This is a genomic window from Herbaspirillum robiniae, from assembly GCF_002213415.1.
Classification (GTDB): domain Bacteria; phylum Pseudomonadota; class Gammaproteobacteria; order Burkholderiales; family Burkholderiaceae_D; genus Herbaspirillum; species Herbaspirillum robiniae.
In genome coordinates this window covers 86,078-103,882 of the sequence record NZ_NJGU01000003.1, presented here as the reverse complement: position 1 = coordinate 103,882, position 17,805 = coordinate 86,078, and the positions used below count along the sequence as shown (strand labels likewise).

Here is a 17,805-nt window from a genome sequence, read left to right as displayed (position 1 = left end):
CCCAATAAACCCGGCATGGTCATCCCCGCCGGAAAGCCCTGCGAATCGGCCGCAACAGCCCGCCGGAAGCGGGCTACAGGGTGTTTTGACAAATATATGCGCTGCAATATTACAGGTATTGCATTGGCATTAATTCAACAGTCATGCATGGCGACGCAAGGCCTCGGGAAGCGCCTCCCGCTCGCGCCCCGCGCGCACGCCGGCGGCGTACGCGCCGGGCTCGCCGGGATGTTCTGCGGAGTCGCCGCGGCGCTCGTCGTCGTCGTCATCGTCCTCCCCATCCTCGTCATCGGCATCATCCTGCGCTGCCGCATCGGCGCGTTCGGGCAGGATGAAAAACGCCGGCGCGACGACGAAACGGCGCAACACCGCACGCATGGCGAAGCGCCGCATGCGGCGCGGAAGGTCGCGCGAACGCAGGGCCAACCCCAGCGCGCAGGCAAACGCCACGGCCACCGACAGCAGCGCGGTGATCGCTACCCCGCCCGCGGCCAGCCAGAACTCCGGCGTGGCCAGCGTTTGCCAGCCCAGGCTGAATACGGCCGCCGCCAGCGTGCCGGCCGCCAGCGTCACCTGGCGGATGTCCAGCGGCAGGCTGAAGAAGGCCGCCAGCACCGGCGCCATGCCCAGCAGCAGCGCCAGCGTCAGGCTGCCGGCGATGGTGGCGACATTGCGCTCCAGCCAGGCCGCGCAGCGCTCGGCGCGCTTGGCGCCCAGGCCATGCACCAGGCGGCGATGGTTGGACACCACCTCGCGCACGCGGCGCAGCGCGAACCAGTTGTCGGCGAAGCCCGAGGCCAGGCTAGCCAGCCATAGCAGCAAGCCGGTCAGCGCCGCGTACAGCGGCGTGGGGCCGACCAGCGACAGCGAGGCGATCGCGCCGCGCGCCTGCTCGGCCGTCATCGGCATCGCGCCGAAACCGAACCAGCCCAGCGCGCACAAGGCCGCCGTCACCGGAATCACCGTCAGCAGGTTGCCGAAGATGCCGGCCGACTGCGAACGCAGCAGCCGGCACGATTCGGCCTGCAGGTCGCGCATGCCTTCGGCGTCGAGCTCTCCCATCCGGGAGGCCAGCGCCGGCGCGGTTACGGCCGGCTGGCGCGTGGCCAGCACGCCGCCCACGGCGGCGATCAGCAAGAAGCTCACCGCGTAGTTCAGCGAAGCGGCGGCGCCTTCGAAGAAATGCACCATGCCCAGCTTGGCCAGCGTGATCTTCAGCAATGCCGTGCCGGCGATGACCACGCCGCCCAGCAAGCCGCCCTTGAGCACCTTGGCGTAACCGGCGCGGTCGCGCGCGATGGTGTGCTCGCCGTGATCGGCGTTGCGCTCCACCATCTTGCGCGCCAGCAGCGCGAAGCTGCGTCGCATCAGGCCGCGCACCGATCCGCGGTTGTGGTGCGCCGAGATCAGATCGGCCAGCAGCAACTGCACCCGCCCTGCCCCCGTCTCGCCGGGCGCGGTGGCGCGCACGTCGATCAGGCGGCCGATGCGCTGCAGGTGCGCGCGCATGCGCTCGACCCGGTACACCAGGCTGACCGAGACGCCGTATTCGTCGAGGTGGGCATAGATGCGGTCGGTCTGCGCATGGCACACCGCCACCAGCATGCGCACGCTGCGCAGCGCGCCCTGGTCGTAGGGATTGGCGCGCAGCCAGGACTCCATCTCGCGCCGCAGCGCCAGGAAAGGCGTGGCGCGCATCGGCGTCTTGGGTTCCAGGCGTTGGCGGAAAGCCGGGCTGATGCCGTCGGCGATCACGGTGGTGGTGAGGTAGGTGATGGCCTCCTCGATCTGCTGCCAGTACATGTGCGAAATGCCGTCGTCGGCCATCAGCTTCCACAGCCGCGCCAGCAGTTCATTGTCCAGCTCCAGCAGCCAGGCGGCATCGTCCGGATCGGGGAACATCGCCGTAAACAGCGAGGACAGGTCGGTCGGGGAAAGATGGCGCGGCAGCACCATGCGCGCAAGCCGCTCGGCCAGTTCACCGAAAAAGCCGGGCTCGTGCGGCAGGCCGGTGGTGGAAAAGAGTTCGGGGCCGGTGGCTTCGCGCAGCGTCTTTTGCAGCGCGTTCTGCACGGTGCGACGCACATCGCGGTGCTGGTCCAGCCAGTCGAGCAGGATCTCCAGCCGCTGGCGCCGCACCTGGTGCCAGGCCTGGCGGTCCAGCAGCGACACCGCGGGGCGGTGGCGCAGCCATTCGGCGACGTCGATCATCCAGTTGGCGCGCTCATGCCAGCTCGCGCCCGGATCGATCCGGCCCATCAGGACCTCGAGTTGCCGGCCGACATCATGGCGGTCGATGTAACGCGCCTGCATGCCGTGCCGCATTCGTCTCCACACCACCAGCATCTTGAAGAACAGATATTTCATGTCTCTTGTAAGCGTTATGCATGCGGAATCCCATATATACGGGCGACTCCGCAAATTTCAACCACCGTCTCGAAAACCCTTCGGACCTGCCCTGAGGCAAGACGGGTTTTCCCTTATACTCGATGAAATTGACAAGCCTGTGTCTTGCGCTGCAACACCGGCCTGTCGCGCAAAAAACAAGATCCGCCGCAGCCGTTCCGCACTGCGGAACATGCAGGCCTCCCGCATCGAGACATCACCAAGGACCGCGCCCATGCCCGATCATTCCGCACGCCCCGAACGTTTCAACGGTTCCGAGAACTACGTCGCCACCGACGACCTCAAGCTGGCCGTCAACGCCGCGCTCACGCTGCAGCGTCCGCTGCTGATCAAGGGCGAGCCCGGCACCGGCAAGACCATGCTGGCCGAGGAAGTGGCCAGCGCGCTCGGCCGGCCGCTGCTGCAATGGCACATCAAGTCGACCACCAAGGCGCAGCAGGGCCTCTACGAATACGACGCCGTCTCGCGCCTGCGCGACTCGCAGCTGGGCGACGAGCGCGTCAAGGACATCCACAACTACATCGTCAAGGGCGTGCTGTGGCAGGCCTTCACCGCGGACGAACCGGTGGTGCTGCTGATCGACGAGATCGACAAGGCCGACATCGAGTTCCCCAACGACCTGCTGCGCGAGATCGATCGCATGGAGTTCTACGTCTACGAGACGCGCGAAATGGTCAAGGCCAGGCATCGCCCGCTGGTGGTGATTACCTCCAACAACGAGAAGGAATTGCCGGACGCCTTCCTGCGCCGCTGCTTCTTCCACTACATCCGCTTCCCGGACAAGGACACCATGCAGCAGATCGTCGACGTGCACTTCCCGCACATCAAGCGCGACCTGCTGGCCCAGGCGCTCCAGACCTTCTACGAGGTGCGCGACGTCGCCGGCCTCAAGAAGAAGCCCTCGACCTCGGAGCTGATCGACTGGCTCAAGCTGCTCATGGCCGAAGACATCCCGCCCGAGGCGCTGCACAGCAAGGACAACAAGGCCGTGGTGCCGCCGCTGCACGGCGCGCTGCTCAAGAACGAGCAGGACGTGCACCTGTTCGAGCGCCTGGTATTCATGTCGCGCAACAATCGCTGATCCGCTGACCACACAACCGCCGCGCCCCGGGGAGACCGCCATGCAATTCCTGTCACCGATCACGCTCAAAGGCCAGTTCGCCAATGTCGAGCCGCTGCATCCCGAGCATCACGATGCGCTGATCGCCGCGGTCTCCGACGGCAAGCTGTGGAAGCTCTGGTACACCGCCATCCCCAAGCCGGAAAACATGCGCGCCGAGATCGAGCGACGCCTGAGTCTCCAGCAGCAGGGCAGCATGCTGCCCTTCGTGATAAGGCGCCTCGACACCGGCGCGCTGTGCGGCATGACCACCTACATGAACGCCGACCCGGCCAACCGCCGCGTGGAGATCGGCTCCACCTGGTATGCCGCCAGCGCCCAGCGCACCGGCATCAACACCGAATGCAAGCTGATGATGCTCACGCATGCCTTCGAAGACATGCACTGCATCGCCGTCGAGTTCCGCACCCACTGGATGAATCAGCAGTCGCGCGCGGCCATCGCCCGGCTGGGCGCCAAGCAGGACGGCATATTGCGCTCCCACCAGCGCATGCCCGACGGCTCGCTGCGCGACACCGTGGTGTTTTCCATCATCGAATCCGAATGGCCGTCGGTGCGCCGGCATCTCCAGTTCAAGCTGGGACGCTGACGACCGGCCGCAGACGCTTATGCTGATCGACTTCTTCTTCACCGTGAAAGACGCCGGCGTGCCGGCGTCGATCAAGGAATTCCTGACCTTGCTGGAGGCGATGGACCGGCAGGTCATCGCCCCTTCGGTCGACGAGTTCTACTTCCTCTCGCGCCTGACGCTGGTCAAGGACGAGGCCAACTTCGACAAGTTCGACCGTGCCTTCGGCGCCTACTTCAAGGGCATCGAAGCCATCTTCGAAAAGAAGCCCGAGATCCCGCTGGAATGGCTGCTCAAGAAGCTGGAGCGCGAACTCACGCCGGAGCAGAAGGCGGCCATCGAAAAGTTCGGCTACGACAAGCTGATGGACCGCCTCAAAGAATTGCTGGAAGAGCAGAAGGAGCGCCACGAGGGCGGCAGCAAATGGATCGGCACCGGCGGCGTCTCGCCTTTCGGCCATGGCGGCTACAACCCCGAGGGCATCCGCATCGGCGGCAAAGGCGGCAACCGCAGCGCAGTCAAGGTGTGGGATGCGCGCGAATATAAAGACTACGACAGCGAACGCGAACTGGGCACGCGCAACATCAAGGTCGCGTTGCGCCGCCTGCGCCGCTTCGCGCGCGAAGGCCTGGAAGAAGAACTGGCGCTGGACGACACCATCCGCGCCACCGCCAGCAATGCCGGCTACCTCGACATCCGCATGCAGCCCGAGCGCAAGAACAACATCAAGGTGCTGATGCTGTTCGACGTCGGCGGCTCGATGGACGACCACATCGCGCGCACCGAAGAATTGTTTTCAGCCTCGCGCACCGAGTTCAAGAACATGGAGTTCTTCTACTTCCACAACTGCGTCTACGACTACCTGTGGAAGAACAACCGCCGTCGCCACGCCGAGCGCTTCCCGACCTGGGACGTGCTGCGCAAGTACACGCCGGACACCAAGCTGATCTTCGTCGGCGACGCCACCATGAGCCCCTACGAGATCGTGCAGCCCGGCGGCTCGGTGGAATACAACAACGCCGAGGCCGGCGCGGCATGGCTGCAGCGTTTCACCTCGGCCTTTCCGCATTTCGCATGGCTCAATCCCGAGCCGGAAGGCCTGTGGCAATACCGGCAGTCGATCGCCCTGATCCGGCAGTTGATGAACGACCGGATGTTCCCGCTCACCATCGACGGGCTGGAACGGGCGATGCGCTTGTTGAGCAAGTGAGCTGACCGCGGCGCGGCAAAAGTCGCCGGATCCCGGCCTTCGCCGGGATGACGGAGGTGGTGGCAAGCGTTGGCGGTGGGAGGAATATCGATGGTCTTGCTAAGTTCATCGATCGCAGATGAAGCCTGTGAGACCCGACAGCCAATCTTCCTTCTCCGTCATCCTGACGAAAGTCAGGATCCAGCGTCGTTCAACGGCCGTCGAAGCACAACGAAAGCCACGCGATCCCCTCTCGTCGGGACGACAGTGTTTCTCAGGCGGCCACCGGCGTATAACCCGCTTCCGCAATCGCCTCCGCAAACTCCTGCGCCGCTACCGGGCTGTCGATCACCACGCGCTTGTCGGCCACGGCAATGTCGACCTTGGCGTTGGCATCCACATCCTTGACGGCCTTGGTGATGACGCCCGCGCAATGGTTGCAGGTCATGTCGCTGACGGTGAAGGTGGTGCTCATGACGGTTCCTTTCAGGAATGGATTGAGATGACGCAAGCTTAAACCTTCCCATTGTGGCAAGGTCAAGCGCCCCGTTGTCGCATCCGTGCGAAAATGTGCCTTGACCTTACCATCATGGGAAGGATGATGATGGCCTCATGACCTTCATCCTTCCGGAGCGTTTTCCATGACTTCCGCATCCACACCGACTCCCCGCGAGTTCAGCCTCGACATCGAAGGCATGAGCTGCGCCTCCTGCGTGAACCGCGTCGAAAAAGCGCTGCGCGCCGTACCGGGCGTGGCCGACGCCAGCGTCAACCTGGCGACCGAACGCGCCACCGCGCATGCCGCCGCCACCGTCGAGGCGGCTCAGTTGGCGGCCGCCATTGAGAAGGCCGGCTATCGCGTCAAGGCCGGCCATGTCGAGCTCGATATCGCCGGCATGAGCTGCGCCTCCTGCGTCACGCGGGTCGAGAAGGCGCTCAGGAAAGTGCCCGGGGTGTCGGAGGTCAGCGTCAATCTCGCCACCGAGCGCGCCAGCATCGCCACGCTGGGCGAGATCGCCGCGCCGCAATTGATCGCCGCCGTCGAAAAGGCCGGTTACCAGGCCACACCGCATGTGGCGGCCGGCGTCGCTGCCCAAGCCAGGGGCGCGAGTGCCCTGCCCTCCTGGTGGCCGGTCGCGCTGGCGGGCGCCTTGTCGCTGCCGCTGGTGTTGCCGATGCTGCTCATGCCCCTGGGCCTCAGGCTGGAGCTGCCGCCGCTGTGGCAATGGCTGCTGGCCACGCCGGTGCAGTTCTGGCTGGGCTGGCGCTTCTATCGCGCCGGCTGGGGCGCGGCGCGCGCGCTGTCGGGCAACATGGACCTGCTGGTGGCGCTGGGCACCAGCGCCGCCTACGGGCTGTCGCTATACCAATGGCTGGGCGCGCCCGCGATGAACGGCCATGAGATGGCCGCGCCCCACCTCTACTTCGAAAGCTCGGCCGTGGTGATCACGCTGGTGCTGCTGGGGAAATGGCTGGAGACGCGCGCCAAGCGCCAGACCGCCGACGCCATCGCGGCCCTCAATGCGCTGCGCCCCGATCGCGCCCGCGTGCGCCGCGAAGGCCGGGACATCGACGTGGCGCTGGCCGAAGTACGCGTGGGCGACCTGGTGGTGCTGCGCGCCGGCGAGCGCGTGCCGGTCGACGGCGTGGTGCGCGAGGGCCGCAGCCACCTGGACGAGGCCATGCTGACCGGCGAAAGCCGCGCGCAGGCCAGGGAGCCCGGCGACAAGGTGGCCGCCGGCGCCATCAATGCCGAAGGCGTGCTGCTGATCGAAACCACCGCCATCGGCGCCGAGACCGTACTGGCGCAGATCGTGCGCATGGTGGAACAGGCCCAGGCCGCCAAGGCGCCGATCCAGCGCCTGGTCGACCGCGTCAGCGCCGTGTTCGTGCCGGCCGTGCTGGCGCTGGCGCTGCTCACCCTGCTGGGCTGGGGCCTGTATGTCGGCAACTGGGAACAGGCGCTGCTCAACGCGGTGGCGGTGATGGTGATTGCCTGCCCCTGCGCGCTGGGCCTGGCCACGCCGACGGCCATCATGGCCGGCACCGGCGTGGCGGCGCGCCACGGCATCCTGATCAAGGATGCGCAGGCGCTGGAGATCGCCCATCGCATCGAGGTGATCGCCTTCGACAAGACCGGCACCCTGACCGTGGGCCGTCCGCGCCTGGCCGAACTGCTGGCCGTCGACGGGGAGCCTGGGCGCCTGCTGGCGCTGGCCGCCGCGCTGCAGGCCAGCAGCGAACATCCGCTGGGGCGTGCGGTGACCGATGCCGCCGCGCAGCGCGAGGATGTGCAGGCGCTGCAGGCGAGCGAGGTGCGCAGCGTCGCCGGACGCGGCATCGAAGGCGTGGTCGACGACCGCCGGCTGCTGCTGGGCAGCGGACGCTGGATGCGCGAACTGCAGGCCGACATGCAGCAACTGCAGGCGCGCGCCGCCGAACTGGAGGCGCAGGGCCACACCCTGTCATGGCTGGCGCAACAGGACGGCGCACGCACCGACATCCTCGGCCTGCTGGCCTTCGGCGACGAAGTGAAGCCGGGCGCGAAACAGGCCATGGCCGCGCTGCGCAGGCTGGGCATCGCCACCGTCATGCTGACCGGCGACAATCGCGGCGCGGCGCAGCAGGTGGCGCAGGCGCTGGGCATCTCCGACTTTCGCGCGGAAGTGCTGCCGGCCGACAAGGCCAAGGCCGTCGAAGCGCTGCGCAACGGTGACGGCGATGGCAACGGCAAGGACGGCAAGCGCGCCGTGGTGGCGATGGTCGGCGACGGCATCAACGACGCCCCGGCGCTGGCCGCGGCCGACGTGGGCATCGCCATGTCCACCGGCACCGATGTGGCCATGCAGGCAGCCGGCATCACGCTGATGCACGGCGACCCGGGCCTGGCGGCGGACGCGGTGGACATCTCGCGCCGCACCTATGGCAAGATCCGCCAGAACCTGTTCTGGGCCTTCATCTACAACCTGGTCGGCATCCCGCTGGCGGCCTTCGGCCTGCTCAATCCGATGCTGGCCGGCGCGGCGATGGCCTTCTCCAGCGTCAGCGTGGTCGGCAACGCCCTGCTGCTGCGCCGCTGGCAAGCGCACACCCCTGCGAAGGAGCAAGCATGAACATCGGAGAAGCGGCCGCCGCCTCGGGCGTCTCGGCCAAGATGATCCGCCATTACGAAGAGACCGGACTGATCCCCCGGGCCGGTCGCACCGACGCCGGCTACCGCGTCTACAGCGAACGCGACGTGCACCTGCTGCGCTTCATCCGCCAGGCGCGCCAGCTGGGCTTTTCAATGAAGCAGATCGCCGACCTGATCGGTCTGTGGCTGGACCAGTCGCGCTCCAGCCGCAAGGTCAAGCAGCTGGCCGAGAGCCACATCGGCGAACTCGACCAGCGCATCCGCGAGCTGCAGGCCATGAAAACGACGCTGGAAAAGCTGGCCCACGACTGCCACGGCGACAACCGCCCCGACTGCCCCATCCTCGACGCGCTGGGCAGCGCACACGACTGCTGCGGCATCGCCGGGGAACACGCATGAGCGCGCTGCGCTGGGGCATCATCGGCTGCGGCGCCGTCACCGAGCGCAAGAGCGGCCCGGCCTACCAGCAGACGCCCGGCTTCGAACTGGCCGCGGTGATGCGGCGCGACGCCGCGCTGGCGGCCGACTACGCGCAGCGCCATGGCGTGCCGCGCTGGTTCGACGACGCCGAGGCGCTCATCCGTGACCCCGGCATCGACGCCGTCTACATCGCCACTCCGCCCGACAGCCACCTGCATTACGCGCTCAAGGTCGCCGCCGCCGGCAAACCCTGCTGCGTGGAAAAGCCGATGGCGCCCAGCCACGCCGAATGCCTGGCAATGCTCGACGCCTTCGACAAGGCCGGCCTGCCGCTGTTCGTGGCCTACTATCGCCGCTCGCTGCCGCGCTTCGAGCAGGTGCGCGCCTGGCTGGCCGAGGGCCGCATCGGCGCGCCGCGCCACATCCACTGGCAACTGGCGCGCACGCCCGGCCCCGACGACCTGGCCGGGCATTACCGCTGGCGCACCGACGCGCGCATCGCGCCGGGCGGCTACTTCGACGACCTCGCCAGCCACGGCCTGAACCTGTTCTCGCACTTCTTCGGCGAGGTGGCGCAGGCCGACGGCAGCAGCGCCAACCAGCAAGGCCTCTATACCGCATGCGACGCGGTGAGCGCGGCCTGGCGCTATCGCAGCGGCGTCACCGGCAGCGGCAGCTGGCACTTCGGCAGCTTCGAGCGCGCCGATCGCGTCGAGATCACCGGCAGCGCCGGCAAGATCACGTTTTCGGTCTTCGACGAGCATGCGCTGCAGCTGAGCACCGCCGACGGCGGCGAACGCCTGGAGATTCCCCATCCGCAGCACATCCAGCAGCACCACGTGGCCAACATGCGCACGCATCTGCAAGGCGGCGCGCGCCATCCCTCCTGCGGCGACAGCGCCGCGCATACCGCGTGGATGATGGATCGCATCCTCGGCAAGACCGGCGCCTGAAGCGCTCCCGGCAAGGATGCGCGGAAGGCGCTATGCTGCGGTGGACATGAGTAAATTTCATCGCAGCCTGTTCTTTTGCCATTGCGGGCCAGTGGCGCTGCTGCCATGATGGTTACCAGGAAAAGGTAATTTTCCCGCAAGCCACACCGCATCCACCGGAGACCGCCTGCCATGCCCCAGACCAATCATCTGAGTTTCATCGACACCGACAAGCTGCGCATCGGCTATGAGGAAAGCGGGCCGGCCGACGCCCCGCCGGTGGTGCTGGCACATGGCTGGCCGGATGACGTGCGCACCTGGGATTACTTCCTCAAGCCGCTGCGCGCGGCCGGCTATCGCGTCATCCGCCCCTACCTGCGCGGCTACGGGCCGACCCGGTTCCTGTCCGACACCACCCCGCGCAGCGGCCAGCTGGCCGCGCTGGGGGCCGACCTGATGTCCTTCGTCGACGCCCTCGGCCTGCAGCGCTACTCGCTGATCGGCCACGACTGGGGCGCGCGCGCCGCCTACATCGCGGCCTCGCAGACGCCGGAGCGCATCGCGCACTGCATCACGCTCTCGGTCGGCTGGGGCACCAATACGCCGGACCAGCAACTCTCGTTGCAGCAGTCGCGCAATTACTGGTACCACTGGTTCTTCGCCACCGGGCGCGGCGAGGACGAGCTGGTGCGCGACCGCCGCGCCTTCGCCCGCTTCATGTGGAATACCTGGTCGCCGTCCTGGAGTTTCGCCGAGAGCGAGTTCACCAATACCGCCGCCTCCTTCGACAATCCCGACTGGGTCGATATCTGCCTGCACTCCTATCGCCACCGCTGGGGCTTCGCCGAGGGCGACCCGGCCTATGCGGCGCTGGACGCGAAACTGGCGCAGACGCCGCGCATCATGGTGCCGACGCTGATGCTGCACGGCGCCGAAGACGGCGCCAATCATCCGGTGACCTCGGAGGGCAAGGAAAAACTGTTCGGCGACGCCTACAGGCGCGTGCTGATCCCGGGGGCGGGACATTTCCCGCAACGGGAAAAACCGGACGAAGTGATCGGCGAAGTGATGGCCTGGCTGGCGCGCTGACGTCGCCTGCGCGGGCGCCGCGTCTGAGCGCGGGGCGCCGGCGGTGTTGCGCCCTGCCTCAACGGGAGCGCGGCTGCGTATCGACGAATCGGCTCAGCGCGGGCTCAGCGCATCGTCATTGTTCAATGACAGCCGCCGCCATGGCTGCCGAGGTTGGCGGGCTTGACGTCATCGGGCAGGTTGGCCAGCCCCTGCAGGATCCCGCAATCGCGCGCCGGCTGGTCGGCGTCGCACTGTGCGCGCAAGGCGTGCAGTTGCTGTTGCAAGCCCTTCAACTGTTCGATGCGCTGGGCCACGTGGCCGATATGCTTGTCCAGCAGCGCGTTGACTTCGCCGCAGTTCTGCTCGGGCGCGTCGCGCAGGCGCAGCAGCTCGCGCACCTCGTCCAGCGTCATGTCCAGCGAGCGGCAATGGCGGATGAACTGCAGGCGCTCCACATGGCGCTCGCCATACAGCCGGTAATTGGCCTGGGAACGCGTGGGCTCGGGCAGCAGCGCTTCTTTCTCGTAATACCGTATGGTTTCCACCGGGCAATCGGCCCGGCCGGCCAGTTCACCGATCTTCAGTGTGTCCATCTCGAACTCCTTCGCTTGACCTTGTAGCTACTCCAGGGTTTTTAATATACCCCGGATACAGATCTGATGCATCGAAGGAGAAAAACGATGGCCGAACACAAGCATGGACATTCGCACAGCCACGACCATGATCACCACGATCATGGCCACAGCCATGCCCACGACCACCCGCATTCCGATCACGCCGGCCATGCGCACAGCCACGCGCCGGCGCCGGTCGACAGTTGCTGCAGCCACGGCTGCGGCAGCGCCAGCCTGCCGGAAGCAACCATGCCGGCGGCGCGCCGCCTGGCCGGCGACAGCGAGCAGGCGGTGTTCTTCATCCAGAAGATGGATTGCCCCACCGAGGAAAAGCTGATCCGCGAACGCCTGGCGCAGATGGACGGCGTCGGCGCGCTGGAATTCAACCTGATCCAGCGCGAGCTGACGGTGCAGCACCAGCTGCCGTCCATCGCCCCCATCGTCGCCACCCTGAAGGCGCTGGACATGCTCCCGGCCGTCAAGTCCGACTCGCTCGACGCCGCCGCCGGCGCCGATGCGCCCGACCAGGCCGCGGCTTACCGCATTCCGACCAGGCGCTGGGTGCTGCTGGGACTGGCCGGCCTGGCCGCGCTGGGCTCCGAGATCGTGGCCTGGACCAGCGGCGACGAGCGTTCGCTGCCGGTGATCGCGCTGGCGCTGCTGGGCATCGCGCTGGGCGGACTGGGCACGCTCAAGAAAGGCTGGATCGCGCTGCGCAATTTCTCGCTGAACATGAACTTCCTGATGTCGCTGGCCGTCATCGGCGCGGCCATCATCGGCCAGTGGCCGGAGGCGGCGGTGGTGATCGTGCTGTTTACGCTGGCCGAGATGATCGAGGCGCTGTCGCTGGACCGCGCGCGCAACGCCATCGCCGGGCTGATGGCGATGTCGCCCGATGTGGCCACGGTGCGCAACGCCGACGGCGCCTGGAGCAGCGTCCCCGCGCGCGAGGTGACGGTGGACGCGGTCGTGCGCGTGGCGCCGGGCGAACGCGTGCCGCTGGACGGCGTGGTCACCGCCGGCAGCACCAGCATCAACCAGGCGCCGATCACCGGCGAGAGCATCCCGGTGGCCAAGCAGGCCGGCGACGCCGTGTTCGCCGGCACCATCAACGAACATGGCGCCATCGAAGTGCGCGTCACCGCGGCCCAGGGCGACTCGACGCTCTCGCGCATCGTCAAGAGCGTGCAGCAGGCCCAGGGCCAGCGCGCGCCGACCCAGCGTTTCGTCGACGGCTTCGCGCGCTGGTACATCCCGGCCGTGGTGATCATGGCGGTGCTGGTGGCGGCATTGCCGCCGCTGCTGCTGGGCGCGCCGTTCTATCCATGGCTCTACAAGGCGCTGGTGCTGCTGGTGATCGCCTGCCCCTGCGCGCTGGTGATTTCCACGCCGGTGACCATCGTCAGCGGCCTGGCCTCGGCTGCGCGCCACGGCATCCTGGTCAAGGGCGGCGTCTATCTGGAACAGGGCCGCAAGCTGCGCGCGCTGGCGCTGGACAAGACCGGCACCATCACCTTCGGCAAGCCGGTGGTGACCGATGTGGTCTCGCTGGACGCCGCCGCCGACCAGGACGTCCTGCTGCGGCTGGCGGTGTCGCTGGCGGCGCGCTCCGACCACCCTGTCTCGCGCGCCATCGCCGCCCAGGAAGGCGCCGCGCCGCAGGAGGTGGAAGACTTCGAAGCGCTGGCCGGACGCGGCGTGAAAGGCCGCATCGGCGGCCAGCGCTATCACCTCGGCAACCATCGCCTGGTGCACGAGCTGGGCAGGTGCAGCCCCGAGCTGGAGGCGCGCCTGCAGGGCTTTGAAAAGCAAGGCAAGACCACCACCCTGCTGTGCCGCGACGCGCAACCCCAGCTGCTGGTGGCGGTGGCCGACACGGTGCGCCCGACCAGCCGCGAGGCGGTGGCCGAGCTGAAGGGACTGGGCGTGAACGTGGTCATGCTGACCGGCGACAACGCCCACACCGCGCAGGCCATCGCCGCCCAGACCGGCATCGCCGACGCCCGCGGCGACCAGCTGCCGGAAGACAAACTCAAGGCGGTCGAGGAGCTCGGCGAGCGCCACGGCGAGGTCGGCATGGTCGGCGACGGCATCAACGACGCCCCGGCGCTGGCGCGCGCGCAGATCGGTTTCGCCATGGGCGCGGCCGGCACCGACACGGCGCTGGAAACCGCCGACGTCGCGCTGATGGACGACGACCTGCGCAAGATTCCCGACTTCATCCGCCTGAGCCGCAAGACGCATGCGGTGCTGGTGCAGAACATCAGCATCGCGCTGGGCATCAAGGCGGTGTTCCTGGTGCTCGCGCTGGCCGGCATGAGCTCGCTGTGGATGGCGGTGTTCGCCGACATGGGCGCAAGCCTGATCGTGGTCTTCAACGGCCTGCGGCTGGTGCGCGGCGTGCCGTCGCGAGGCTGAGCGGCCGCCGATGCTATACTTGCCGGCATGATCCTGCGCGCGAAAATCTTCCTGCTGTGGCTGCTGGCGCTGGCGATTCCCGTGCAGGGTTTCGCCGCGGCGCTGCAGGCCTGCGCGCCGGCCATGACGCAGGTCGCGACACAGGCCATGACTCAAGCCACAACTCAAGCCATCACGCAGACCACCGCGCCGGCGCAGCAGGACGTCCACGCCATGCATGGCGCGCAACATGGCCAGCACATGCAGGCCGCGATGCATGCGCATGAGCACCAGGCCGCCCACGACATGCAGGCCGCCGACACGGCGAACGCATCCCCCGCACACGACCTGTCGCACCACGCCCAGCACAAGTCCGCTTCCTGCAGCTACTGCGCCGCCTGCACCACCGGCGCGGTGCTGCCGCTGGCGCTGAACGCGCCGCCCGCACCTGACTTCCCCTCGCGCGAATTCATCGCGCTGCCGGCCTCCGGCTTCGTCGGCTACCTGCCGGAAAATCCCGACCGCCCGCCTGCCTTCGTCTGATCGTCAACGCGCACCTTCGCGTGCGCCTGCCCCGTCGCGCCATCGCCTGATGCGCGGCGGATGACCATCATCATCAGACGAGGATTTCATGATCCCCATTGTTTCACGCCCATTGCGGGCGAGCGCGCTGGCCGCCTGCGCGCTGCTGGCCGGCTGCGCGCAGCTGTCGGAGGACGGCGGTTTCGGCGGCGTCCAGGATATCTCCGCAGCCAGGCTCGGCGCCGCTCCCGCCTGGAACCGCACGCCCGAAGAAACCCGCCGCAGCCAGGCGCGCGTGGCGCAACTGCTGCCGGACAGACGACTGGGCAGCGCCGATGACGCGGTCCGGATCGCGCTCATCAACAATCCCGAACTGCAGGCCGCGTTCGCCGAGCTCGGCGTGGCCGAGGCCGACCTGGTGCAGGCCGGACGCTTGCCGAACCCCGGCTTTTCCTTCGCCCGCACCCATTCCGGCGACGACATTAAGATCGAACGCAGCCTCTCGCTGGGGCTGATGAGACTAGTCACGATGCCGGCCGCCGCGCGCATCGAGGCGCGCCGCTTCGAGCAGGTCAAGCTGCAGCTGGCCGCGCGCGTGCTGGCCACGGCGGCGCAGACGCGCCAGGCCTGGTACCGGGCGGTCGCCTCGCAGCAGGGGCTGGCCTATCAGGAGCAGGTCGGGCAAGCCGCCGAGGCGGCGCACGAGCTGGCCGCGAAGATGGCCGAGCGCGGCAACACCAGCCGCCTGGACGCCGCGCGCGAACACTTGTTCTACGCCGAGACGCAGGCCCGCCTGCAGCGCGTGCGCCGGGAGGCGTCGCAAGACCAGGAGGCGCTGGCGCGACTGCTGGGCGTGGCGCCCACGCTCAGGCTGCCGGAACGACTGCCCGAGCTGCCCGCGCAGATCGAGCCGGCCGCCGACGTCGAACGCCTCGCCATGCAGCAGCGGCTCGACGTGCAGGCCGCGCGCACCGAGCTCGACGGCCTGCGCGACTCGCTGGGCCTGGTGCGCGCCACCCGCTTCGTCAACGTGCTGGACCTGGGCGCGCTGCGCACCTCGGAGAGCGGCAAGGCGCCCGAGATCGGCTACCAGGTCGACATCGAGATCCCGCTGTTCGACTGGGGCCAGGCGCGCGTGGCCAAGGCCGAGGCGATCTACCTGCAAAGCGCCAACCGGCTCGCCGCCGCCGCGCTGGACGCGCGTTCGCAAGCGCGCCTGGCCTGGCGCGAGCGGCAGGATGCCTGGCAGGTCGCGCGCAGCTACCGCGACGACATCGTGCCGCTGCGCCGCCGCATGTCCGAAGAAAACCTGCTGCGCTACAACGGCATGCTCATCAGCGTGTTCGAACTGCTTACCGATGCCCGCGAACAAGCGGCCGCCGTCAACGCCGCCATCGAGGCCGAGCGCAACTTCTGGATCGCCGACGCCGGCCTGCAGCTGGCGCTGGGCGGCCCGGTGAGCGCTGCCACCCCACAAGGAACCCGACCATGAGCGACACCAACATCAGCCGCCGCGCCTTCCTGCAAGGCTCGGCGCTGGCCGTGACGGCCGGCGCCGTCTCCCGCGCCGGCGCCGCCGGCCTGCCCGAGGCGCCGCTGCAGCAAAGCCCGCTGACCCAGCCGCCGCTGTCCCCGGCCAATGGCCGCCCCTACCAGCCGGTGGTCACGCTCAACGGCTGGACGCTGCCCTGGCGCATGAAGAACGGCGTCAAGGAGTTCCACCTGGTGGCCGAGCCGGTGGTGCGCGAGATCGCGCCCGGCATGAAGGCCAACCTCTGGGGCTACAACGGCCAGAGCCCCGGGCCCACCATCGAGGTGGTCGAGGGCGACCGCGTGCGCATCTTTGTCACCAACAAGCTGCCCGAGGCGACCTCGGTGCACTGGCACGGCCAGCGCCTGCCCAACGGCATGGACGGCGTGGCCGGCCTGACCCAGCCGGGCATCCCGCCGGGCAAGACCTTCGTCTATGAGTTCACCGCGCGCCGCGCCGGCACCTTCATGTACCACCCGCATGCCGACGAGATGGTGCAGATGGCCATGGGCATGATGGGCTTCTGGGTGACGCATCCGAAAGACCCGAGCTTCATGCGGGTGGACCGCGACTTCGTGTTCCTGCTCAACGCCTACGACATCGAACCCGGCGCGGCCGTGCCCAAGGTCAACACCATGCTGGACTTCAACCTGTGGACCTGGAACAGCCGCGCCTTCCCCGGCATCGATCCGCTGGTGGTGCGGCAGAACGACCGGGTGCGCATCCGCATCGGCAACCTGACCATGACCAACCACCCGATCCACCTGCACGGGCATGAATTCACCGTGACCGGCACCGACGGCGGCTGGACGCCGCCGGCCTCGCGCTGGCCCGAGGTCTCGGCCGACATCGCGGTGGGCCAGATGCGCGCCATCGAGTTCGACGCCACCGAGGAGGGCGACTGGGCCCTGCACTGCCACAAGGCGCACCACACGATGAACGCCATGGGCCACGGCGTGCCGACCATGATAGGCGTGGACCAGTCGGCGGTGGCCGGCAAGATCGCGCGGCTGATCCCCGACTACATGGTCATGGGCGACAAGGGCGGCTCCATGGATGGCATGGAGATGCCGCTGCCCGAGAACACGCTGCCGATGATGACCGGCGACGGCCCCTACGGCGCCATCGAGATGGGCGGCATGTTCAGCACCGTGAAGGTGCGCAGGAACCTGGCGCGCAACGACTACCGCGATCCCGGCTGGTACCGCGCACCGGCCGGCAGCGTGGCGCATGAATGGAAAGGCGGCGATGCGCCGGCCCCGCAGGCGGCGCCCGCGATGCGTCCGGGCCACCCGGGCCATGGACATGACCAGCACTGATATTGAATCGACACCACTGAAAGGACACACCATGACACTGATGAAAACCACCCTCGGCCTGCTGGCCGCCACGCTGCTGGCAAGCGCCGCGCTCCCCGCCTGCGCCGCCGGCATGGTGGGCATGGAGCACGGCGCCCATTCGCATGGCGCCGACGCCGGCGACGCCAGCGCCATCGGGCGGCCCGGCAAGGCCGGGCAGGCCGCGCGCACCGTCCGGGTCGACATGAGCGACGGCATGCGCTTTTCGCCCGCCAGCGTACAGGTCAGGCAAGGCGAGACCATCCGCTTTGTCGTCACCAACAGCGGCAAGCTGCGTCACGAGCTGGTGCTGGGCAGCGCCGACGAGCTCAAGGCCCACTATGCGGCGATGCTGAAGAACCCCGACATGGAACACGCCGACGCCAACCAGATCACGCTGGACGGCGGCAAGCGCGGCGAACTGCTGTGGCAGTTCGACCAGGCCGGCACGGTGCAATTCGGCTGCCTGCAGCCCGGCCACTACGACGCCGGCATGAAGGGCAGCGTGACCGTCGCCTCGGCCAATTCGCGCCAATCGCACTGATCGCACTGATCGCCCTCAAGG

Annotated in this window: 15 protein-coding genes; 12 read left to right on the top strand and 3 right to left on the bottom strand. The window is 68.1% G+C overall.

Features of this window, described 5'->3' with window-relative positions; genetic code table 11:
• Window positions 1–141: 141 nt before the first annotated feature.
• Window positions 142–2,367: a preprotein translocase subunit TatB gene (locus CEJ42_RS06120; protein WP_088750371.1), complete on the bottom strand. Its 2,226-nt coding sequence runs from the start codon at window positions 2,365–2,367 to the stop codon at window positions 142–144.
• A 253-nt stretch (window positions 2,368–2,620) separates the two neighbouring features.
• On the opposite strand from CEJ42_RS06120, the gene CEJ42_RS06115 reads away from it, so the two are divergent.
• From CEJ42_RS06115 to CEJ42_RS06105, 3 genes are read left to right on the top strand one after another with little or no spacing between them, the layout of a single operon-like run.
• Entirely contained in the window at window positions 2,621–3,487 is an 867-nt protein-coding gene (locus CEJ42_RS06115; protein WP_088750370.1) for an AAA family ATPase, read from the top strand.
• Window positions 3,488–3,527: 40 nt separating this feature from the next.
• Entirely contained in the window at window positions 3,528–4,115 is a 588-nt protein-coding gene (locus tag CEJ42_RS06110; protein ID WP_079214256.1) for a GNAT family N-acetyltransferase, read from the top strand.
• Window positions 4,116–4,134: 19 nt separating this feature from the next.
• Window positions 4,135–5,304: a vWA domain-containing protein gene (locus CEJ42_RS06105; protein WP_088750369.1), complete on the top strand. Its 1,170-nt coding sequence runs from the start codon at window positions 4,135–4,137 to the stop codon at window positions 5,302–5,304.
• Between the two features lie 253 nt (window positions 5,305–5,557).
• Here CEJ42_RS06105 and CEJ42_RS06100 read toward each other — a convergent pair whose 3' ends face one another.
• Window positions 5,558–5,758 carry a heavy-metal-associated domain-containing protein gene (locus CEJ42_RS06100; RefSeq protein ID WP_079214254.1) on the bottom strand — a complete coding sequence of 67 codons (201 nt, stop codon included), beginning with the start codon at window positions 5,756–5,758 and terminating at the stop codon, window positions 5,558–5,560.
• A 166-nt stretch (window positions 5,759–5,924) separates the two neighbouring features.
• Here CEJ42_RS06100 and CEJ42_RS06095 point away from each other — a divergent pair, with 166 nt between their 5' ends.
• The 4 genes from CEJ42_RS06095 to CEJ42_RS06080 all read left to right on the top strand — a co-directional run bounded on the left by CEJ42_RS06095 (window position 5,925) and on the right by CEJ42_RS06080 (window position 10,857).
• Window positions 5,925–8,396: a heavy metal translocating P-type ATPase gene (locus tag CEJ42_RS06095; protein ID WP_165774395.1), complete on the top strand. Its 2,472-nt coding sequence runs from the start codon at window positions 5,925–5,927 to the stop codon at window positions 8,394–8,396.
• Window positions 8,393–8,815 carry a Cu(I)-responsive transcriptional regulator gene (gene cueR / locus CEJ42_RS06090; RefSeq protein WP_079214252.1) on the top strand — a complete coding sequence of 141 codons (423 nt, stop codon included), beginning with the start codon at window positions 8,393–8,395 and terminating at the stop codon, window positions 8,813–8,815. The genes CEJ42_RS06095 and cueR overlap by 4 nt, the downstream gene beginning before the upstream one ends.
• Window positions 8,812–9,789 (top strand): Gfo/Idh/MocA family protein, encoded by a 978-nt coding sequence (locus CEJ42_RS06085; RefSeq protein WP_088750367.1) that lies wholly within the window; start codon window positions 8,812–8,814, stop codon window positions 9,787–9,789. The genes cueR and CEJ42_RS06085 overlap by 4 nt, the downstream gene beginning before the upstream one ends.
• A gap of 171 nt (window positions 9,790–9,960) precedes the next feature.
• Window positions 9,961–10,857: an alpha/beta fold hydrolase gene (locus CEJ42_RS06080; RefSeq protein ID WP_088750366.1), complete on the top strand. Its 897-nt coding sequence runs from the start codon at window positions 9,961–9,963 to the stop codon at window positions 10,855–10,857.
• A gap of 122 nt (window positions 10,858–10,979) precedes the next feature.
• Here CEJ42_RS06080 and cadR read toward each other — a convergent pair whose 3' ends face one another.
• Window positions 10,980–11,432 (bottom strand): Cd(II)/Pb(II)-responsive transcriptional regulator, encoded by a 453-nt coding sequence (gene cadR / locus CEJ42_RS06075; protein WP_079214249.1) that lies wholly within the window; start codon window positions 11,430–11,432, stop codon window positions 10,980–10,982.
• Between the two features lie 87 nt (window positions 11,433–11,519).
• Here cadR and CEJ42_RS06070 point away from each other — a divergent pair, with 87 nt between their 5' ends.
• From CEJ42_RS06070 to CEJ42_RS06050, 5 genes are all read left to right on the top strand, one after another.
• Entirely contained in the window at window positions 11,520–13,871 is a 2,352-nt protein-coding gene (locus CEJ42_RS06070) for a heavy metal translocating P-type ATPase (RefSeq protein ID WP_088750365.1), read from the top strand.
• Window positions 13,872–13,898: 27 nt separating this feature from the next.
• A complete protein-coding gene (locus tag CEJ42_RS06065) occupies window positions 13,899–14,393 on the top strand; it encodes a hypothetical protein (protein WP_088750364.1) in 495 nt (164 codons plus the stop codon).
• A gap of 88 nt (window positions 14,394–14,481) precedes the next feature.
• Window positions 14,482–15,864 (top strand): TolC family protein, encoded by a 1,383-nt coding sequence (locus CEJ42_RS06060; protein ID WP_088750363.1) that lies wholly within the window; start codon window positions 14,482–14,484, stop codon window positions 15,862–15,864.
• Window positions 15,861–17,222: a multicopper oxidase family protein gene (locus CEJ42_RS06055; RefSeq protein WP_088750362.1), complete on the top strand. Its 1,362-nt coding sequence runs from the start codon at window positions 15,861–15,863 to the stop codon at window positions 17,220–17,222. Before CEJ42_RS06060 ends, CEJ42_RS06055 begins: the two co-directional genes overlap by 4 nt.
• 31 nt (window positions 17,223–17,253) lie before the next feature.
• On the top strand, window positions 17,254–17,784 hold the full coding sequence (locus CEJ42_RS06050) for a cupredoxin domain-containing protein (protein ID WP_420840745.1): 531 nt from the start codon (window positions 17,254–17,256) through the stop codon (window positions 17,782–17,784).
• Window positions 17,785–17,805: the final 21 nt, after the last annotated feature.